The organism is Desulfitispora alkaliphila (assembly GCF_050433185.1).
In the GTDB taxonomy this organism is placed as follows: domain Bacteria; phylum Bacillota; class Desulfitisporia; order Desulfitisporales; family Desulfitisporaceae; genus Desulfitispora; species Desulfitispora alkaliphila.
Genome location: NZ_JBNPXS010000004.1, coordinates 1 through 20386, shown reverse-complemented (window position 1 = coordinate 20386; position 20386 = coordinate 1). Strand labels below are relative to the sequence as shown.

At 38.7% G+C, this 20386-nt stretch carries 19 protein-coding genes and 2 pseudogenes; 20 read left to right on the top strand and 1 reads right to left on the bottom strand.

Going from position 1 to position 20386, the window contains the following annotated elements; all coding sequences use genetic code 11:
* The first annotated feature begins 113 nt into the window (after positions 1 to 113).
* The 19 genes and pseudogenes from GGQ84_RS02465 to ltrA all read left to right on the top strand — a co-directional run bounded on the left by GGQ84_RS02465 (position 114) and on the right by ltrA (position 18332).
* Entirely contained in the window at positions 114 to 2582 is a 2469-nt protein-coding gene (locus tag GGQ84_RS02465) for a flagellin N-terminal helical domain-containing protein (RefSeq protein WP_429158694.1), read from the top strand.
* Positions 2583 to 2682: 100 nt separating this feature from the next.
* Positions 2683 to 2952, top strand: a complete 270-nt coding sequence (locus tag GGQ84_RS02460; RefSeq protein WP_429158691.1) for a hypothetical protein — start codon at positions 2683 to 2685, stop codon at positions 2950 to 2952.
* Positions 2953 to 3024: 72 nt separating this feature from the next.
* On the top strand, positions 3025 to 3258 hold the full coding sequence (locus tag GGQ84_RS02455) for a hypothetical protein (protein ID WP_429158688.1): 234 nt from the start codon (positions 3025 to 3027) through the stop codon (positions 3256 to 3258).
* A 16-nt stretch (positions 3259 to 3274) separates the two neighbouring features.
* Positions 3275 to 3643 carry a DUF8042 domain-containing protein gene (locus tag GGQ84_RS02450; protein WP_429158686.1) on the top strand — a complete coding sequence of 123 codons (369 nt, stop codon included), beginning with the start codon at positions 3275 to 3277 and terminating at the stop codon, positions 3641 to 3643.
* An 18-nt stretch (positions 3644 to 3661) separates the two neighbouring features.
* Complete coding sequence (locus GGQ84_RS02445) at positions 3662 to 3850, top strand: YjfB family protein (protein ID WP_429158684.1); 189 nt, start codon at positions 3662 to 3664, stop codon at positions 3848 to 3850.
* 264 nt (positions 3851 to 4114) lie between these two features.
* The gene (locus tag GGQ84_RS02440; protein WP_429158681.1) at positions 4115 to 4846 is read left to right on the top strand and encodes a hypothetical protein; all 732 of its coding nucleotides are present in this window, start codon (positions 4115 to 4117) and stop codon (positions 4844 to 4846) included.
* A 125-nt stretch (positions 4847 to 4971) separates the two neighbouring features.
* On the top strand, positions 4972 to 5286 hold the full coding sequence (locus tag GGQ84_RS02435; protein ID WP_429158679.1) for a hypothetical protein: 315 nt from the start codon (positions 4972 to 4974) through the stop codon (positions 5284 to 5286).
* 232 nt (positions 5287 to 5518) lie between these two features.
* The gene (locus GGQ84_RS02430) at positions 5519 to 6148 is read left to right on the top strand and encodes a tyrosine-type recombinase/integrase (protein WP_429158677.1); all 630 of its coding nucleotides are present in this window, start codon (positions 5519 to 5521) and stop codon (positions 6146 to 6148) included.
* Between the two features lie 14 nt (positions 6149 to 6162).
* On the top strand, positions 6163 to 6747 hold the full coding sequence (locus GGQ84_RS02425; RefSeq protein WP_429158675.1) for a hypothetical protein: 585 nt from the start codon (positions 6163 to 6165) through the stop codon (positions 6745 to 6747).
* A 25-nt stretch (positions 6748 to 6772) separates the two neighbouring features.
* Complete coding sequence (locus GGQ84_RS02420) at positions 6773 to 7228, top strand: JAB domain-containing protein (protein WP_429158673.1); 456 nt, start codon at positions 6773 to 6775, stop codon at positions 7226 to 7228.
* Positions 7229 to 7543: 315 nt separating this feature from the next.
* Positions 7544 to 8062: a hypothetical protein gene (locus GGQ84_RS02415; RefSeq protein ID WP_429158671.1), complete on the top strand. Its 519-nt coding sequence runs from the start codon at positions 7544 to 7546 to the stop codon at positions 8060 to 8062.
* Between the two features lie 217 nt (positions 8063 to 8279).
* Positions 8280 to 8417, top strand: a complete 138-nt coding sequence (locus tag GGQ84_RS02410) for a hypothetical protein (RefSeq protein ID WP_429158668.1) — start codon at positions 8280 to 8282, stop codon at positions 8415 to 8417.
* A gap of 139 nt (positions 8418 to 8556) precedes the next feature.
* Complete coding sequence (locus GGQ84_RS02405; RefSeq protein WP_429158666.1) at positions 8557 to 11364, top strand: DNA primase family protein; 2808 nt, start codon at positions 8557 to 8559, stop codon at positions 11362 to 11364.
* 44 nt (positions 11365 to 11408) lie between these two features.
* On the top strand, positions 11409 to 13121 hold the full coding sequence (locus tag GGQ84_RS02400) for a DNA polymerase (protein WP_429158663.1): 1713 nt from the start codon (positions 11409 to 11411) through the stop codon (positions 13119 to 13121).
* A gap of 294 nt (positions 13122 to 13415) precedes the next feature.
* Positions 13416 to 14270 (top strand): tyrosine-type recombinase/integrase, encoded by an 855-nt coding sequence (locus tag GGQ84_RS02395; protein ID WP_429158660.1) that lies wholly within the window; start codon positions 13416 to 13418, stop codon positions 14268 to 14270.
* Between the two features lie 35 nt (positions 14271 to 14305).
* The gene (locus tag GGQ84_RS02390) at positions 14306 to 15070 is read left to right on the top strand and encodes a hypothetical protein (RefSeq protein WP_429158658.1); all 765 of its coding nucleotides are present in this window, start codon (positions 14306 to 14308) and stop codon (positions 15068 to 15070) included.
* 65 nt (positions 15071 to 15135) lie between these two features.
* Positions 15136 to 16005 (top strand): Rpn family recombination-promoting nuclease/putative transposase, encoded by an 870-nt coding sequence (locus GGQ84_RS02385; RefSeq protein WP_429158656.1) that lies wholly within the window; start codon positions 15136 to 15138, stop codon positions 16003 to 16005.
* A 248-nt stretch (positions 16006 to 16253) separates the two neighbouring features.
* Positions 16254 to 16483, top strand: a pseudogene (locus tag GGQ84_RS02380) (flagellin N-terminal helical domain-containing protein); the annotation flags it as partial.
* A 547-nt stretch (positions 16484 to 17030) separates the two neighbouring features.
* Positions 17031 to 18332 (top strand): group II intron reverse transcriptase/maturase, encoded by a 1302-nt coding sequence (gene ltrA / locus GGQ84_RS02375; RefSeq protein ID WP_429158653.1) that lies wholly within the window; start codon positions 17031 to 17033, stop codon positions 18330 to 18332.
* Between the two features lie 358 nt (positions 18333 to 18690).
* Here ltrA and GGQ84_RS02370 read toward each other — a convergent pair.
* A pseudogene (locus tag GGQ84_RS02370) lies at positions 18691 to 18993 on the bottom strand (IS481 family transposase); the annotation flags it as partial.
* Positions 18994 to 19150: 157 nt separating this feature from the next.
* Between GGQ84_RS02370 and GGQ84_RS02365 the strand changes: the two are divergent.
* Positions 19151 to 20383, top strand: a complete 1233-nt coding sequence (locus GGQ84_RS02365; protein ID WP_429158651.1) for a tyrosine-type recombinase/integrase — start codon at positions 19151 to 19153, stop codon at positions 20381 to 20383.
* The last annotated feature ends 3 nt before the right edge of the window (positions 20384 to 20386 follow it).

Genomic DNA, 20386 nt, shown 5'->3' with positions numbered 1-20386 from the left:
GGGTTTAATCAGTGTGGATAATAGAGAGCATATTATCAAAAATAACATAAGCAGTTTTTTCAAATAAGGTTCAACGTCAGTTGGGCATGGCACAGAACCAGGGTGCTAACTCGATGGAGAAATTATCATCAGGCTTCAGAATTAACAGAGCTGGTGATGACGCAGCAGGTCTATCTATCTCTGAGAAAATGAGAGGACAAATTAGAGGTCTTAACCAAGCTTCTAGAAATGCTCAAGATGGTATTTCGTTAATCCAAACGGCTGAGGGTGCTCTTAGTGAGACTCATTCTATTCTTCAGAGAATGAGAGAATTGGCGGTTCAGTCAGCGAATGACACTAATGTGGATGTTGACCGTGAAGAAATCCAAAAAGAAATGAATCAGTTATCTTCAGAAATCAATAGAATCGGGAATACTACTGAGTTTAATACGCAAAAGTTGTTAACAGGTGATATTGCTATTACTGGTGATGGAAGAGTAGTGGCATCAGGAGCTAGTTATGACACAGGTCTTTCAGGCTTAGAAGTTGAAGCAAATTCTACCTTGAAAACGGGTAATTATGAAGTGGATATCACCAGTTCTTCAGTAAATCAAGTTGCCAGTGGACAATCTAATACTCTACCACCTAGTGCTAATACGGATGTAATTGGAGCAGATGTACAACTATCAGAAGGAAGTTACCAAGTAGAGATTACGAATAATACAGCTAAAGCTCTAGATGGTGCAGCTACTGGAGATACGAACCTATTAAATAGCACAGGTGGAAATGAAGCTATTTCTATTCAAAGTAACTCTGGCCTTGCGAATGGAGCCCACTCTATTGAGATTGAGAAAGCAACAAGCAAATCTCATACACCAGTGAGTGCTGATGGTATCAGTAATATAGATTCCAGTTCTGCCGAGGCAGGAGCCTTTGTTATTGAAACGGCTACTGTTTTTGATGCAAGTAAATTAACTGGTGCGACTAGTACAGATGCCATTATGGAATCAGGTAGTGAAGCGCTTTCAAACTTCAATATTGCTGCTGACTCAACTATGAAAGATGGTGCTGGTGCATGGACAATTAATATTGTTGGCGATAATCAAACTACTGCTGACGAAGTTGAACTTACATTTGAATTGCAACTCGATGGTGTTGCACAAGAAACAGTGACAGCTACCTTTACTAATACATCAGGGGCAAGAACAATACAGTTAGGGGATATTTCTTTTGATGTAGACCAGCAAGCTGTATATGGGAGTGCTACTGACCCGACAGCGAGTGACACAGATGCAAACAGTAGTTTCCATGGAGATGCTATTACCTTTGGTGATAACACAATCCAAGACCAGATTTCTGTTACCTATGAAGGAGATACGGCTAATACTCAAACAGACACTATAAACCAAGGTGACGATGGAACAAAAACATTCACATTTGGTGCTGGTGATGGTGGAACGTTAGAACTAGATTATACAGGAGCCAATTTTGTTGGCGATAGAGCCCATACAACCTTCGTTCAAGAAGAAACAACATACTCTATACAACTGAAAGAGGGTAGTACTGAAGTTGGTGATGCAGTAATATTAAGTGCGGCGGATATTGCTGATTCAGCAAATGTTACAAACATTGCTTTAGGCGATGCTGGAAGCGGTTTGTTTGTTGACTTGAATAGTTCGGAATTAGCAACAATGAGTGTAGGAACAGATACTATTAATTTCACTGTTGAAGAGGCTACACGAAATATCGCACAATTAAAAAATGCCGACGGTACAGACCTTGCGACTCCTGCAGGAATGTTTACACTAACTAATGACAGTGGAACTACTGTTGTTGATCTTGGTGAGGGTGTAAGCTTTAGCTATGAAGGAGATAACCTTGGAACTGATGGTGGAAGTCATTTCTTCTCAGTAAAAGGCGGTGTTGAAATCTTCGAAGCAACACTAACACAGGTAGGAGAAGGTCAAATAGGAAGTGCTGAGCAATTTGATAAAGGAGATACTATCACCTTTGGAACTACCGGGCTAAGCATAGAGACAGATAATAGTGTAACGAATGGTGCTCAAGCTTCTTTAGAGATAATCGACAGTACAGTAGACAATTCTTTGTCCATGCAAGTAGGTGCAAACCAGGGGCAAAGTTTTGGAGTTGATATTTCAGATATGAGAGCGGCAGCTCTAGGTATATCTGGAACTACAGCAGAAGCAGTTGCTGACGGAATAGGAGAAAAAGCAGCTGGAGCTCAGTTTGTATCTACTAAAAATGTTACAGATGGAACAGATAGCACACAAGCTGAATATGCACTAGATGTTTCTAGTCATGAAAATGCTTCAGCAGCAGTTGAAGTAATTAATCAAGCTATTGAAAAGGTATCAGCAGAAAGATCTAAGCTAGGAGCCTTCCAAAACAGACTGGAGCATACAATTTCTAACTTAGACAACTCTGCAGAAAACCTACAAGCAGCAGAGTCTAGAATTAGAGACGTAGACATGGCGGCAGAAATGATGGAGCTTACTAAGCAAAACATCTTACAACAAGCTTCAACTGCAATGTTAGCTCAAGCAAACCAAGCACCACAATCAGTGCTACAGTTATTGGGATAATTAAATATGTAGGTTCGAATTAATTTGAGCAGTATCATTCTAAAATAGAGGGTTAGGGAGCAATCTCTGACCCTCTTATTACATAAAGGAGTGAATATTAATGCAACTAACTGAAGAACAACAAAAGATAGTAATAAGTAAAATAAACCAAATAATGAAATCGAATAAAAAATGTTTAATTTGCATGGAAGAAAAGTGGACTGTATCTGATAAAATATATGAAATAGGTCAATTTGGATTGACAGGTCAAACTAACAGACAAATGGTTCCAGTTATAACCTTAACATGTAATAGTTGTGGGAATACGATCCTACTAAATGCAATGACCCTAGGTTTTAAGTTTAACAAGACTGAAAATAAAGAAACATAGAAGGAACACATAGGGACGGTTCCTTTGTATTCAACTCTAAAAACCTTTTATAACATCCTAGGAGGCTAATCCGTGCCCAATGAAGAATACCTAAAGCAAAAGCTAGAATGGGTTAAATATAGATTAAAAGTATTAGATGAAATAGAAGCAAAGCTACTTGAAATGCGGGAGCTGGCAGAGCAAGCTAAAGGAGAAGACCTCACCGATGTCGAAAGAGCAAACCTCAACCGCAAAGTACAGCTACTAGAAAAAGAAGTAAACCAACTAGACGATAAGAGCAGAACCTTCTGGCGAGACTGCAACTAAGGAAAGGGAGTTTAAAATGGAGAAGCAAACAGAAGTGATGACAAAAGCAATAGAACTATCCCGAACAGGACTTGAAGGACTAGAGCACATCCACAAGAAAACAATAGAGGGCCAGTTTGAAGAAACAGCTATCCTGTTTAAAGATGTATTCCACGCCTTTACTGAAGTAGAGCAGGCCATTAAACCAATCATTCCTGAATTAGATGAGAATGAAATCGAACCGCTAACCGCATCACTAATAGAAGGATTTAAGCTAATGCTAGCAGCCTACGAAAAAGAGGAAAACATGAGACCAGTGGAAGTAATGCAATTCACACTACTACCTAGGTACAAGAAGTGGCAAGCAGAACTGGAAAAGAGTTTTGCTAAGTATACAGCATCTTAAAAGAAAGGAGCTGATTAAATGGACATAGCAGCCCTATCCATGGGACTAAGCCAAATGCAGCTTAAAAACGAAGTGAGCACATCGGTCCTAAAGAAGGCCATGGGCCAGCAAGGAGCAGGCCTTGAAAAGCTGATGGACTCAAACGCTAAACTAATGGAACAATCGGTTAACCCCCACTTAGGAGCTAAGCTTGATGTGAAGGGGTAAAAGCTCTTAAGAGGGGCTTTTTTTGTCTGCTTTCCACTAATACTAAGAACTTCTGCTAAAACTGCCCTCCTAAAACTCGCTGTTAAAAATAATTCTACAGTAAGTAACCCTAAGTCTCCTCCTAAGTTAGCTGCAGCTAACCTACCCGAAATAACTGACAAATCAATAATATATTATTACCTTGACAGGCCCAGGAAGAGATAAATCAAACCTCTATTTCTGGGCTTAATCTATGTCTAAATCCAAACTTAGGAGGAGATGAAAATGAGCCTAGAAGAAAGACTAATCAAAGAGCCAATGAGAAAGAAGCTAATCCTAGAAGCACTAAAAAGGGAAATAGACCAAGAGGATGATACAGGTAACAGTCAGTGGGTAATGGCTGTTGCAGTAGCACCATTTGAAAGAGATGAAAGAACAGATGACCTAGAAGAAGGAGAGCTACCCACTCACACTGCTAGAGTAATAATAAAAACTGATTGCTCACCCTATGTAGATGGAACAGATGTCTACTTCCATCTAGACCTAGACAAGGGACTAGCTGACTGTCAGCGTTTCGAATACCTGTGGGCCTCCTACGAGCCTAAATTCCACGGAGGAACAGTTGTGGATGCCCTAAACTGGACCTATAAGCTAGCAGACTTATACTACCTAAAACTAGACAATCCATCACAGCTAGAAGTCTGGCTGAACAAGCTAGAGAAAGTAATTCAAGAACTAGATGTAGAAAACCTAGCTGACTACAGCCTAAAATACAATGAGCTTAACCTGTGTCAGTTCTACCAAAGCATCCTAGAGCAAGTCCTGCAAGAAGAATACCTATTAGTCACAGGCAGAGAAGAGCATAGTGGCAGCTACATTCTGACCCTGCACCTAAAAGGAAGACTACCTACTCTCTTTACCTCAAAAGCCTGGTATAACCTAGATGATGTTAAGGCAGAAATAGTAGCTAGTATCCTAAGACCATTAGTAAAAAGCAGACCTCAAGACAAGAGTTAATTTTAACAAAAAAAGCACCATCTCCCTAAACAAATACATAGACATCTACGTATACATCTACATAGACCTCTACGAAGATGTTGATGTAGCCGTTGATGCAAATCTAAAAATAGGGAGCTGATTAAATGAAGAAAATTAAGCTAGCTGAAACTGCCAAGCAGGCCATTGAAAGCAAAAAGAAGTTTAAAAATCAATTTAAAGAACCTAAAGAAACTCAACCAGAAAGCCCCTCACCTCAAGTCCCCCCTACCTCACCAAAAATAGACAATACCCTAGCACCAAAACTACCCTTTGAAGATAGCCATAAAAGGATAACAACCTACCTAGAAAAGTCGCTTCATAGTAAGGTTACCCAACTAAAAGCCACTGGAAAGATTTCGAGCATCACTGCTCTAATTAATCTTGCAGTTGAAGACTACATCAAAAAGCACCACCTGTAGGGCCAGTAGCAGCCTCAGAAACAAGCTGAAAATAAAAAAGTGACCTGACCTACACCTAACCAGACTCGCTAACTTCTTAAAGAAGTCAGCGAGTTTAATTTTTACTAAAATCATTGGGCTGTAAGGGATTGAGGGAAAACAAGTCACTAACCTCAGTCAAAAACAAAAACCAAATGCTGACTAACTAACACCTAGAACAAAAAGTCAGCTAGAACCTGGAGGTGAAGGATGAGTGAAAAATGAGTGCACCAGCAGGGGAATTCCAAAGGCTCGTGAAGTTGAACCCATCAAAAACCCAAAACACATTCAGAAGGTTAAGCAGTACTTGATTGGAAAAGGGAGCAAAAGAGACTACATGCTCTTTGTAATGGGAATTAATGTGGGACTTAGAGCAGGAGATTTACTCTCACTAAAGCTAAAAGATGTGCTTACAGAGAAAGGAATTGCTGATAGTGTCTATATTTACGAAGAAAAAACAGGGAAGCCTAGAGAATTTGTCTTAAACAGCAGTGCCAAAGAAGCAATTAAGACCTACCTGCAAAGCACCTACTCACACAATAAGCCAAATCCTAATGACTACCTCTTCCCCAGTCAAAGAGGTAATACCCACCTTAGTGTAGACTCAGCTAGAAAAATAATCAAAGAAACCCTCAGGGAGCTAAATATAAAAGGTAACTTTGGCAGTCACACCCTAAGGAAGACCTGGGCCTACCAAATCTATATAAATAACGCAGCCAAAAACCCCATGATCCTGCCTACCCTGCAGAAAATGCTAAACCATAGCAGTCAGACCATGACCCTTAACTACATTGGAATTACTAAGGAAGTAATAACAGACATTTATAACTGCATTAACCTATAAGGAGATGATTAGCCGTGAATATAAATATAACGCTACCCCAGGAACCAGTGCTGCAGAGATTTTTTAGTAGAGAGCTGCAGCAGCTGGTGGATAAATACAAAGGCATTTCTAGAGAAAGAGCTAATAAACTAGAGCAATTGTACCAAAGCACCTCCCAAGAAAGCTACCTAACTGAACTAGATCTAGACTTAGCCCTAGAGCTAGCTGAAGAAGAATACCCAGTAATAGCTCTCTACCTCTGGCTAAATGAGCATGACAACCCAATCTCAATAGATACAGCCAAGCAATACATAACAGACTTAGAAATGGAAGGCTACATAGAAACTGATGACTACCTCTTGAAACTCAGGGATGCAGACCTGGAAGACTACACTAGAGACACACTCATAGAGCTGTTAGAAGACAGCTACTATGTAGAAGAATTCTTTGATAAGGAACAGATAGTTGAAATGTGGATAGACAACACCACTAAGGAAGAGGCAGTAGATGAACTAATGAAGATAAGAGAGCCCCATGTGGAGCTGTTGAAGCTAGAGTTTGTAGAAATTTGTATCCTTAATAACCAAGCTGTGCTACTGGCAGCCCTAAAAGAATTCTAAACCTAATAAAGAAAGGACGAAATAAATGAAAAAGCACAATCCAGCTAAAAGAGTAAACATAGTGAGCCTAAAAATGGTCAGAGAAGCAACAGTCCTGTACCAGCAGAGGAAAATAACCTCTCCATCAGATGTGGCATGTCTGATGGAGGAATTTCTTGCTGAAGCAGATAGAGAAAAGTTCATAGTAATTTGCCTAGATACCAAAAACCAACCCACAGCTATAAATGTAGTCGCAATAGGATCCTTAAGTTCTTGCAATGTGAGTGTTAGAGAGGTATTCAAAGTAGCAGTAATTTCTAATTCAGCTAGTATCATAGTATCCCACAATCATCCTAGCGGAAACCCTGAAGCAAGTAGTGAGGATATTGCAATTACTAAGCGACTAGTTGAAGCTGGTGAGGTAATGGGAATACCTGTCCTAGACCACATCATAATTGGCGAGAATAAATTCAAAAGCCTAAAAGAGTTAGGTCACATATAAGAAAGGGGAATTAAGATGAAAATGAGACTAACAACCAAAATTGTAGACTTGATTGCAGAAATCATAATCTTAATTGCGGATAAAAGGGTGAAAAAGTAGGGAGGAAACTTGTTAAGGTAAGCAAGTTTTGTATAACGGACCAATGGAAGCGTTTTAAAAAGCAAGGACTTTGATTTTGAAGAGGACACCCTCTTCTTTTTTTGTACAGAATTCTGTAGTTTAGTAAGTTGTGCTAAATTCTTCTTCTATACGAATGAATAAAATGTTAAAATAGCTGATAGAATTGCAACTAAAATTACCCGGAGGTGATAAGCTATGAAGGTGGAGACAATAAGCTTTGAAGAACTAGCAGAAGGGCTATATTTGGAGGAAAAAACTGTGAGAAGACGCCTTTATAAGCTACTAGATTTTTTAGGAATACATCAAGATGAATTTAAAAATGAGAAGGGAGGCTTAGAGTTTGATAAAGAACTTGCTGAATACATAAGGTGGTTCATTAGTGAGCTAGATACACCATACTTAAAAAACACTTTGCTTAAAAAAGAGACAACCTATGAAGAAGCTAGAGAATTTCATGACCAGTTGTTGCAAAAAGCGGAAGAATTTAATGAACCTCTTAGAAGTCAAGCAATAAAATTAGCCGAAGACGCTATGATGTATAAGGTAAACTCACTATATGATGAAACAATGAAAAGAGTTAATAAAGCCGTAAGTATAGTTAATCAATTACCAGTTAAAAAGAGGGTTGAAGTAATTAAAAGTTTGCATGAGCCCTTAGATAACTGGATTGAAGAGCTAGAATGTCTACTAGAGGAAACGGACCAAGGAGCCTAAATAGGGCTCTTTTTTTTTTGTTTGTCAATGACATTTTTTTTGATTTTTTCTGTCAGTGCTATTCATAGAGTTGTGAGTTAAGATGAATTCAGAACAGCAAGGAGGTGATGCCAGCTACAACTGAATAAGAGTTCTCTCACAACAGAGTATGCCATGACGAGCGAAAGCTTGAGCGTACCAGAGACCGGGGTCTGTCGAAGGACAGGCTTGTGGGAAAATGGGAGAAGAGATAGATACTGTAGAAGAATTTGATTACAAGGTAAGTTTACTAGAAGAAAGGCTAGCGAAAATGCTGGAGAAAGGTGGAATAAATGATTACAGCACCGTACCTACTTTCATTCCATCTGATGATTAAAAAAAGGAGTCGATTGCTGGAACAATCGACCCAATCTAATTAATGAATTATGTTACTTATATAATATCAGAAAAGCATCAATGTGTTAAGAAATTTTTAGCTGCAGCTAATTAAATAATACTAAGGGGGATTTACCACCATGACCATTAATGAGACTCAATGCAGAACCTACCTGAAAAAATTGTTTGCTCAAACGGAATTAGTTAACAGCTATATAAAAGTTGGAATTAATAACAGGAAAGCTAACTTCTACAAACAAGAGTTTTTCGAAATAGATGAAGATTTTAACAAGACATTTGACGAAGCCGTAAAGTTTGTACAGAAAAACAGCAACTGTGACATATACATTTGCCCCAATACTTTTAACAAACCAGATGGCAAAAAAGAGAATGTAAACTATGCAATTTCTATGTATGCAGATTACGATGAATTTGAGGGCCAGGAATTGAAGAGTATGCCTGAAAAAGATCGTGAAGTCTGTAAGGGGAAAATAATAGCGGAATTAAAAACGCTCAAGATTGAGCCCACAACCATTGTTAGCTCAGGTAATGGCGTACAGGCATACTGGCAGCTAACAGAAGTAATTAATGCACAAGAGCGGGCAAGAGTAATCGAAGCGGTTTCGAAAAGAATAGCGAAACTAGCAGATAGGTTTCAAGGGGATATGGCAGTTACAAATATAGCTCATATGCTCAGAATGCCAGGGACCAACAATATGAAGGATCCTGAAAATATAAAGCCATGTGAAACTATTTGGGAAGAAGACAATCTTTACGACTTGGAGTACCTGATTGAGGTTTTAGAGATTGATGAAAAAGAGCTAGTTGTAAACCAAAACCCCTCTGAAGGGACCATGAGTGATACATATAAGCAGTTAGGTGTTTTAGCGAAAGACTTGAAAGAAGAGGCTAGTAAATGCGACTTCTTAAACCATTTATCTGGAAATCCGACAGAGCAAAACTACTTCCTGTGGCTTCACCTAGCCATTAACCTAGCAGTCTTTGGTGAGGATGGGAGAGTAATATTCCACAAAATTAGTGAAAAATATCGTGGATACAGTAAAGCAGAGAGTGAAAAAATCTTCAACGATACCTTAAGAAATGTTGAGGGTGGTAAATATACGCCTTCTAAGTGCACCACCATTGGCGAGGCAGGGTTTCAATGCTCGAAAAACTGTAAACAAACAACCCCGGCAGGAATGATTTTAAGTAACTTAATGAAAAAAGGCAAGGGTTATAAAAGGAAGAATAATGAAATTAATATAACTGATGAAATTGAAAACTTGTTTTCTAAAGAAGATGAGATTGAAGACTTGAAATTATTGGAAAATTTTATTGAAACTAAACTTAATCAAGTGGATGCTTCTATAGCAATGAAAGAAGCTTTTCTTAGAAAAGCTTTATCAAAATTAAATATCCCGGAAAGGGGCAATTTTTCGGCCCTTAAAAAGCAAATCAAAACAGATACTAGCGAACAAGCTAAAGAGAACTTGTTTGTAAAAATAGGAGAGGAAATTTTAGAAGAACACGAGTTAGCCTATATTGGGGAAGAATTTTATACTTACCGAGCTGGTTGCTGGAAGAAATATGATGGTAACATTAATCAGGTAATTCTAGATAAAATTGCCGACTGGTACACTAAGGATAACTTAAATAATATTAATTTCTATCTTAAAACAAAGAGCTACATAGATGTTAGCAAAATTAACAGGCAGAGAGAGAAGAACATGATTTGTCTTGACAACGGGATGTTAAAGATGAATTCAGACGACAGACCTTCATTACTTGCTCATGACAAAGATTACTATGCCTTAAATCAAGTAAACATTAAGTACGAACCCGATGCAGAATGCCCTAAATGGGAAAGCTTTCTAGAGGAAACCTTTAGCCTGCTAAACCCTGAGGATAGAGAATTAAGCATTAGTGCACTTCAAGAGTGGTTTGGTTACTGTCTAATAGCAGGAAATGATTTTCATAGAATGATGTTCTTAATTGGCAAGTCACGAACAGGTAAAGGGGTAATCTTAGATATCCTCTCAGCACTGTTGGGGGAAGAAAACATCTCTGCCATGGCAATCGGGCAGATTGACAAGGAGTTTAATGCAATCAACCTGTTTGACAAGCTAGTTAACATCGGCCCGGAAATAGGACAAAATGAGAAGTTTAATGTAGCCTTTGTAAAATCGGCTCTAGGTGAAGATTTAATCTCTGGGAGATACCTGCACAAGAACTTAGTCTCCTTTAGAAACAATGCTAAGTTCATGTTTGCGTCAAATCATGTCCCAATAATATTAGATAGTTCTGATGCCATGTATGAGAGGGCCCTATGTATACCGATGAACAAAGTAGTGCCTAAGAAAAAGCGCAATTATAAGCTTAAGGATGAATTGAAGGCGGAGCTTAGTGGTATTTTGAACTGGGCTATAGAAGGGCGAAAACGGCTTTATGAAAGAGAAAGATTTATAGAGAGTCCCTCCATGCAGAAATTAAAATACTCAATCAAAGAGAAAAATAATAGTGTTCTCCACTGGTTTAACAGTGAAGTGGCAGAGTTAGAGCGAGACGGTGAGTATATCCTGCTAAAGCAGTGCTTGGATAGATATAGAGACTTTTGTTATGAAGAACAAATTAAACCCCTTGCCAGGGGAGCATTTAAAAGAGAGTTAGGCAATATCCCCAATGTAAGAGTTGAGAGACCCACTAGACCAAACCAGGACTGTGTTTTCATTGACTGGGAGGCCACTGATACAGCCGGAGAAACTGAAAAAAGTTCTGACCTCCCTAGCACTAGAAGTGAGATGAAAATAAAAATCAATAATAATTCTAAAAAAGTAGATGTTAAGTCCGAAAAAATTTCAGAATTTCCGACTAAAGAAGCAACTGAGATTGAGCAATTTGTTGAAAGCATTATTACTAAAACTGATTCAAAAAGAGATGTGTTTGTTTAAAGCACATCTCTCTTTACCAAATTTAACTTGAGGGGGAAGATGTCATGGCTAATTATATATATGTTACTAAGGATGAAACTCTAAAAAAATCAATAGAGAAATACTCAGACTCTGAGGTGATTGGAGTTGACATAGAAACCATGGGGAAAGATCCCTTATGTCCTAGAAAGGGTGAGATTAGACTTTTGCAAATTGCAGTGGAAAAGTCACCAGTAATGATTGTAGATTGGACCAAAATTTCAGACGAGGGGAAGCAGGTAGTAAAAGAATTTTTGGAGAGACCAACAGTTAAAGTATTTCACAATGCCAAATTTGACTTAAAGTTCTTATTTAATGAAGGGATTAACTTGCAGGAGTATATATTTGATACCTATTTAGCAGCTGGTGTGTTGACACTAGGGCGAAAGAACCCAAAATTAAGCTTAGAGAGTTTAGTGGAAAAACACTTGAAAATTAAGTTAGACAAAGAGGAGCAAAAGAGTAACTGGGCTAGAGATCCTCTAACTGATGAGCAATTAAAATATGCTGCAATCGATGCCTCTGTCCTTCTTCCACTGAGACAAAAATTAACTGCTGAACTGGAAAACTCAGACTTGAAAGAAACAGCAAAGCTTGAGTTTGAAACGATACCAGCAATTGTCCAGATGGAGCTAAACGGTGTAGGAGTAGACAAGGAAAAACTAGCCTTACTAAAGGAGAACTTGCAGCAGGAAAAGGAAGCATGCTTAGACAGTTTAAGAGCTCACTTTCCCCAGGATATTAATTTCAATAGCCCTAACCAACTCTTACAGGCATTAGGGGAAAAAGGTATAAAGATTACCTCTACAAAGCATGAAGAGCTTTCTCAAATTGCTCCTAGGTATGAAGAGGTGAGCTTAATTCTCAAGCACAAAGAAATAGAAAAGCAGCTTCAGTTTGCTAAAAAAATCCCTGAATGTGTAGATGTGAGCACTAGTAAGATTTACTCCAACTACTTTCAATTAGGGGCTGCCACTGGGAGACTATCCTGTACTGATTTTAACCTACAACAGGTACCTAACAGAAGGGAATTTAGAGATTGCTTTGTTCCTGACAAGGGGAATGTTCTGGTAGTAGCTGACTACTCTCAAATGCAAATTAGAATAGCTGCTGAAATTAGCAAGGACTATGAAATGATTGAAGCGTACCAAAGAGGAGATGACCTCCACAAGCTAACAGCTTCATTAATTAGTGGTAAGAGTGTAGATGAAGTTACAAAGGAGATGAGAACTGCTGCTAAAGCCTTGAATTTTGGAATGCTCTTTGGGATGGGAGCAGCAGGATTGGTCAAATATGCCTGGAGTAGCTACAATGTGAAATTAACTGAACAAGAAGCAAGTGAGTTCATAGAGAAGTTTTTTAAGAAGTACTCAGGGCTTAAACATTGGCAGAAAAAAGAGGGCAGAAAGAAAACAAAAGAGTCAAGAACATTAGGCAACAGACGCAGGTTGTTTGATGAAGAAGCAAGGTATACCCAATTAGTTAATAACCCTATCCAAGGCAGTGAGTCGGATATTCTGAAAAAAGTATTGAGTTTTTTACCTACAATATTTAATGGAACATCAGCAAAAATAATTGCCTGTGTTCACGATGAAATTATAATTGAATGTGAGGAAGCTGAGGCTGAGAAAATAGCTGTAATGCTACAAGTTGCAATGGAAAAGGTTGGTGAAAAGTATTTGAAAGAAGTACCGGTTGTAGCTGAAGCCATTATAACTACAAGCTGGGCTGAAAAATAGTTAGTTAGACTGTCTGAAAGTCGGAAAAATGATGTAAAACAAAAGTGGTTTGACCTAGAATTAAGAGATTTTGCACTAATTTTTAATACAATCCTCTCGAAAAAAATTAAAATATTTTTCAGAATTTCCGACTTTCAGCAGTAACTATTCAACCCCTTGTGATTTTTAATGTCTGAAAAAATTCGGGAAAACGGAAAATACTATGCTGATGCAGTAGAACCCTGGAATGAGGTAACTTATAAATATATATTATAATCCTGATACTACCACGATCAGGTGAAGGGAGCTGACTAAATGTTACTATCTAAAGCCTTAGGTCATTACAAGGATTACTTAGAAGGGACCGATAGAAGTCAAAGAACTATTGAAGGATACTTACAGGACTTAACCTTTTTCAGCAAATGGCTAAAGGAGAAGTACAACTGTCCCGCTTATTTAGAGGATATTACTTTAGATGATATTGAAGATTTTCTCAGGATGCTAAAGGATGAGCGGAACTACAAAGCAGCTAGTAGAAGGAGACTCTTAGCTGCAATTAAAATGTTTTACAAGTTTGCTCACAAGAAGGAGCTCTGTCCTGAAGATGTTACATTGCAGGTAGAGCCTATCAAAGTAGTGCCTAAGGAGAGAGACTACTTGACTGAGGAAGAAGTTAGAGAATTTGTAGGTGCAGTTGAGAGCAGGCTCTGTCAAGTTGTGATTTACACTATGTTCTATGCAGGTCTTAGGGTATCAGAATGTGTCAATCTCAAAGTAGATGATGTAAATCTAGAGAAAAAACTAATTAAAGTAGTCCAAGGAAAGGGTGCTAAGGATAGAGTTGTTCCAATTAACACGAAGCTTTTAAGTGTGTTTGAGGACTATGAGAAGTGGAGAGTGGACTCAGAATACTTCTTTGCATCAGAACAAACAGGAAAATTTTCTAAGGTAAGAATTGAAGCTATTGTTAGAGAAACTAGAAAAAGATTAGGATTAGAAAAGCAAATTACACCTCATACTTTTAGGCACTCATTTGCCTCTCATCTAGTCAAAAAGCAGGTTAATATTGTGTCAATCTCTAAGTTGATGGGGCATAGTGACATTAAAGTAACCTCTGTTTACACTCACGCAGGGTTAGATATGTTAGAAGAAGCAGTAGCAATGATGTAGCTTTAAGTGCAAAAGCTGCTAGAAAGGGGGCTATTATGGCTATTGAATCAATGGACTTAGGCAATCAGGAAAAAGTAGATTATATTATCCAGGGAATAGATGAAGGAAAAGACCGGGAACAGCTAGCTAAGGATTTAGGCTATAAGAACTACAAGAGTATGGATATGTTTGTAAGGAGGCAGGGGTACTCTTGGGATAGGCATCTGAAGAAGTACTTCTTACCAGAGGAGAGGGAATTTCAAAACCCCTCTCCACAAGGCAAGGTGAGAGAGGTTATTCACTGTTTTGACAGGTTAGGTCCTGATCCCAAGAGAGTATCTAAGGAAGTAGGATTTAAAGACCACAGGGAATTAGCTCTTTATATGAAGTCAAAAGGATATTACTGGGATGATGATTTAGGTAATTACAAATGTAATGGTGAGGTGGCAGAGGAAGAAGTAGGTAGTATTTCAGAAGATGACTTCAATCAACCTGTAGTTAAACTAGCTGAAACAAAACAAAATGCCAGCTTTACTGAATATGAAGAATTACTATCCTACCTATGGGAGCACCAAGAAGAACTGAAGAATTTGATAGTTTCAAGTAGAGAGAAACAAGAAATAGGTCAGGTTCCCAGGTACACCCTTTCTGGGCATCCTATAACTAAATCTATCTACATGCAATCATCATTAGCTCAGATGATTACAGACTTCAGCAAGGAGAAAAATATTAAGCAAAACGACTTAGTAGCTACTGCACTGATTGAATTTTTCAAGAAATATGGTTACAAGCAGGAAGTAGAAATATTACTAAAGAAATAGTTAAGAGCTCTCTAAATATGGTAAAATATAAGTATAGAAGAAATCTAGTTACAGGAAGTGATTAAATGAAAATGCTAAGCCCTTTGAACGATTTCGTATTTAAAGCACTATTTGGGAGAGAAGATGCTACAAGTAAGCAATTGCTTATAGACCTACTAAATGATACCCTAAGAGCTAAGGGGGAGGACTTAATTGTAAGCATACAGTATCTCAATCCATTCAACTATAAAGAGCACGAATTTGACAGACTATCAGTATTAGATATTAAGGCACAAACGGAAAAAGGAGAACGAGTAAACATTGAGGTTCAGGTAAAACCAGAGGTAAGCTATAGAAAGAGAAGCCTCTACTACTGGGCAAGAACCTATGCAGAAACAATAGGAGAAGCAGAGCCCTATGAAGAACTTAAAAAGACAATAGTTATTAACATCATGGATTATGAAGCTATTAGTGAAAGCAAGAAACTCCACACTCACTTTAAACTATTAGAAAGAGAAGAATATTTCACCTTAACAGAAGACCTGCAAATTCACTATTTAGAAGTACCTAAGCTGACAAAAGACATAGAAGAACTAGAGGGAATAGAGCTATGGATTGCCTTTCTAAAAGAAGCCGGGAGGGTAGGTAATGAGGAGAAAATTGAGAAATTGAAAAGGAGGAGTGAGAGTATGAGCAAAGCAATAGAGTCACTAGAAACAGTTAGTGCTGATGAGAAAATGCTAGAAGCCTATAGAGCTAGAGAAAAGGCTAGGAGAGATGAAATTTCTAAAATTGCTTATGCTGAGAAGCAAGGAATCAAGCTGGGTAAGATTGAAACAGCAGAAAAAGCTTTTAGGAATGGTGCAAATCTAGCTTTTGTAGTAGAAATTACAGACTTACCACTGGAGAAATTACGAGAAATAGAGGAAAAAGTCAAATCAGAACAAAGCAACTAACTTGTAGTTGTAAAATACATTACATTATAGAGAAAAACATTGTAAAACCTAGGGCCTATGGCTTTAGGTTTTCTTTTTTTAGTTTCAGCTATGGAAACTTCAGCTTAGGAAAAGTTGCTTTTGTTTCTCTTGTTTTCCACAAATGGAACTAGCAACAAGGTCCTAGACTGTTTGATTTGCTTAGGATTGTGGCTAGGAAGTTTTAGGAAGCACAACAACAATTGGGCGTTATCTATCGTCAGTTGGGCATGGCACAGAACCGTGGTGCTAACTCGATGGAAAAACTATCTTCAGGATTTAGAATTAACAGAGCTGGAGACGACGCAGCAGGACTAAGTATTAGTGAGAAAATGAGAAAATGAGAGGACAAATTAGAGGTCTTAATCAAGCTTCAAGAAATGCTCAAGATGGTATTTCACTTATTCAAACAGCTGAAGGTGCATTAAATGAGACTCACTCTAATAGACCACGTGATAGACCACGTGATAGACCCCGTGATAGACCACGTGATAGACCCCGTGCCTGACACCGACTTATCGTGCGGCCGGGCAAGGTCGTGTAATTTAACGGGTGGAACTCCCGTCTGGAAAGGCTAAAGCCAAGCCACCAGTAGCGAGTCATGGAGGCGCATAGGCAACTATGCGCTTTAAGCGTTGACAGTTAGATAATAGGCCTGAAAGTGATTGAGCCTCGAAACGGTGTAATTGAGAAGGTCGACGGAGTGACAAGGCCGGAAGACAACATTACACTGAACGATAATTGGCGAGTCCAGTGAAACTTCTCCGGGGTCTAAGAGCCAGGCATGTTATACAATGATTACACGGTAACCCGGGAGACCCTGCAAGTCCTCCAGTAGTATGGAGTATGGTATACAAACTTTAACCAGTGAGGAAACCAAATAACTAGCAGGGAGTCGGATTGCTGAATAGTACTAATGACGCAGGGTAATGCCTGAAGAGGGAAGGCAGCAACAGTCCTATGACGCTTGTCGAGGACACATCAACTACACACAGGGGTAGATAATAATGATGGAAACTAAATTGATAAGCATAGCAAAACGAGCAAAACAATATCCAAAAGAACCGTTCACAGCTTTATATCATCACATAAATGAGGAATTGCTGAGGGAGTGTCACCAAGAACTACCAGCTAACAAGGCCACGGGAATAGATGGGGTTACTAAGAAAGCATATGAAGAAAATCTGACAGAAAACCTTAGTAGCTTAGTAAAACGCTTAAAGAACCATCAGTACAAACCCCAACCTGTAAGAAGAGTAAACATTCCCAAAGCAGACGGCAAAAGTAGACCTTTAGGAATTCTCATATACGAGGACAAATTAGTCCAGCTAGCATTAAACAAAATTATAGAACCCATCTTTGAAGAGCGCTTTCTAGACTGCTCCCATGGGTTTAGACCCGGTAGAAACTGTCATGATGCACTAAAACAACTACACCAGATTATACAACGCGGGAAAACCAACTACATAGTAGATGTTGATATCAAAGGGTTCTTTGACAATGTAGACCACCAGTGGCTGATGAGATGCCTAGAGCAAAGAATTAAAGACCCTAACATTAAAAGACTAATAGTGCGCATGCTCAAATCAGGAATCATAGAGAACAATCACTGGGAGCCCAGCACAAGAGGAACAATCCAAGGAGGTAACATATCACCATTATTTGGGAACATATACCTGCACTATGTACTGGACCTTTGGTTTGAATTAGTAGTTAGGAAGAATTGCCGTGGGGAAGCCAAAATGGTTCGATACTGCGATGACTTTATCTGCTGCTTTCAATACAAGGAAGAAGCAATCCAGTTCTATCAAGAGCTTAAACAGCGATTGGCTAAGTTTGGTCTAGAAATCTCTACAGAGAAAAGCAAAGTGTTAGCCTTTGGGAGATTTGCAGCACAAAAGTGTTACAGAGAAGGCAAGAAAAAGCCTGACACCTTTGACTTTCTTGGCTTTACCCACTATTGTAGCCAAGGTAGAAATGGTAATTACCGAGTCAAACGCAAAACCAGTCGCAAGAAATTTAATGCTAAAGTCAAAGCATTCAAAGAATGGATAAAAGAATTCAGAGCACTAGACCAAGAACTAGTACACAAAACAACACAAAAGAAACTAATTGGACATTACAGATACTACGGCATTACCGATAACATCAAAATGCTGCAAAGCTACAAATATGCCATCACTAAACTATTGTTTAAATGGCTTAATAGAAGAAGTCAGCGACGAAGTTACACCTATGAGAAATTTAATCAATACTTGAAATGGAACCCTTTGCCAGAACCCAAGATTTATGTGAACATTTATGGATAAGCCAGTAGCGAACCATAGGATTGAGGAGCCGTGTGCGGGAGTTCCGCAAGCACGGATCTGGGAGGGGTGCAGGTACAATCGACGCCGTTGAGAGGCCTGCATCTACTCGACAACTTATTTATTTTCACACCTAACAAAATAAGATAGGTTTGTTGGGAAAAGGAGGCTAACTCATGCCCATCGAAGAATACCTAAAACAAAATGTGAATTGTCAAATTAAATTTCCTGAAATTTTCACAATAAAGTAGGTCTAAAAACTAGTGCAAAGTGACAATTATTCATATTAGATTAGTGGTTAGCGGTAGATTTTTCATATTGTCACATTAAATTGGGAAAAGAAAAAGCGGCTATAAAGCCGCTCATAAAGCTGGCTGTTGACAGAAATTGTGGCATCGTGCTTCACTTTTCGTTTTTCTCTTTTTAGAAACAAAGGCTTTAAAATATTAGGATTATCGATAACCTTGACTTCAATCATTTGAGACATGAATTTATCTAGTGGAGTCATCCCTAAAGAGCTATGAACCTTTCGGTGATAATCAGACTCAAGCCAGATCCAGAATTTTCTGTTCAGGGTATCGAGGGAAATTAAGTCACTCTCCTCAAGCAGGGGAAGAAATCGTCTTCTCACCGTCAGGAAAAAGCGTTCAATCTTGCCCTTATTATGTTAATCTTTACATAATAAGGGTTATGTTAATACTTCCGTTATGTAAAAAGATATGCGGAAATCCTTTATACTAATGATAAATACAGCAATACTCTTTACATAATGTACAGGTTATGATATCCATAAATCAATATACTTTGAGGAGGATTGATTTATGGAAAAAGAGATTAGGAAACTTGTCGAGCTTTGTGAACAGGAACTGACCAGCCGTGAGTACACATTTAACCGCCACAGAATTATAAGTATGACATGGGAGGATTTGATCCAATGGATGGCACAAAGAGAATACGATATCTTTGATGAATGTATTGGCTTTAAATACTGTGATGAAACCTTTGGTTCTCGTGATTTGTCCGGGATCCAAAAGAAAGACCAACTGCCATTGCGAGCCATACGCATGCTCATCTCTTATCAGAAAGAAGGTGATTTTGAATTCAGAACACCTTCGGTTCTGCGTTCATTTTCAGGACAGTCTGGTCAACTCATGGAAACCTATCTTACTCATCTTCGGGAAAATGTTTGTCTGAAGAAGGCCACCATTTCAAACAAACGCCATTACCTTTATTACTTCAACAACTATCTGGAAAAGAATACTATTGCACTTAAAGATGTCAACGCAGACATGATCGCTGACTTCTATTGCTGCCAAAACTATTCACTGGCCTCTAAACACAACTGCAATTCGACACTCAAATTGTTTCTACGCTATGCCTACGATTCGGGCATGACTGATCAGGACAACTCCATCCACATCTTGCCGGACTCATACAAAAAACAACGAAAAATTCCAACGACCTACCAAGAAGAAGAAATCCACCGAATCCTTAAGGCTGTTGAGCGAGCATCCGCAATAGGTAAAAGAGATTATGTAATTCTGCTGCTAGCATCTGAATATGGCTGGAGAAGCTCCGATATTGTGAATCTCAAGTTCGAACAGATTGACTGGGACAGGAACACTATTTCTTTAAGTCAGCAAAAGACTAGCAGTGCAGTCATATACCCACTCCTTTCATCCGTTGGAAACGCCATTATTGATTACCTAAAGCATGGCAGACCACAGACAGAGGAACCAGAGATTATCGTTTCCTGTGAGACAGGCAAACGGGGAAAAAAATTGAGCAGACCGACGGTTCATTCTATTGTTAGTAAATATATGAAACGAGCTAACATCCGCCATTGGCAGCAAAAAAAGCACGGTCCTCATTCATTGAGGCATAGCCTCGCTACCAATATGCTGAAAAAGAACGTTTCTCTCCCCATCATTAGCACCGTTTTGGGCCACCAGAACACAGAAACAACCAATGGGTATCTTTCGTTGGATTTCAGCAGTTTGAAACAGTGTGCGCTTCCTACCCCAGGTCTTAAAACTGGTTTTTATGAGGAGTAGGAC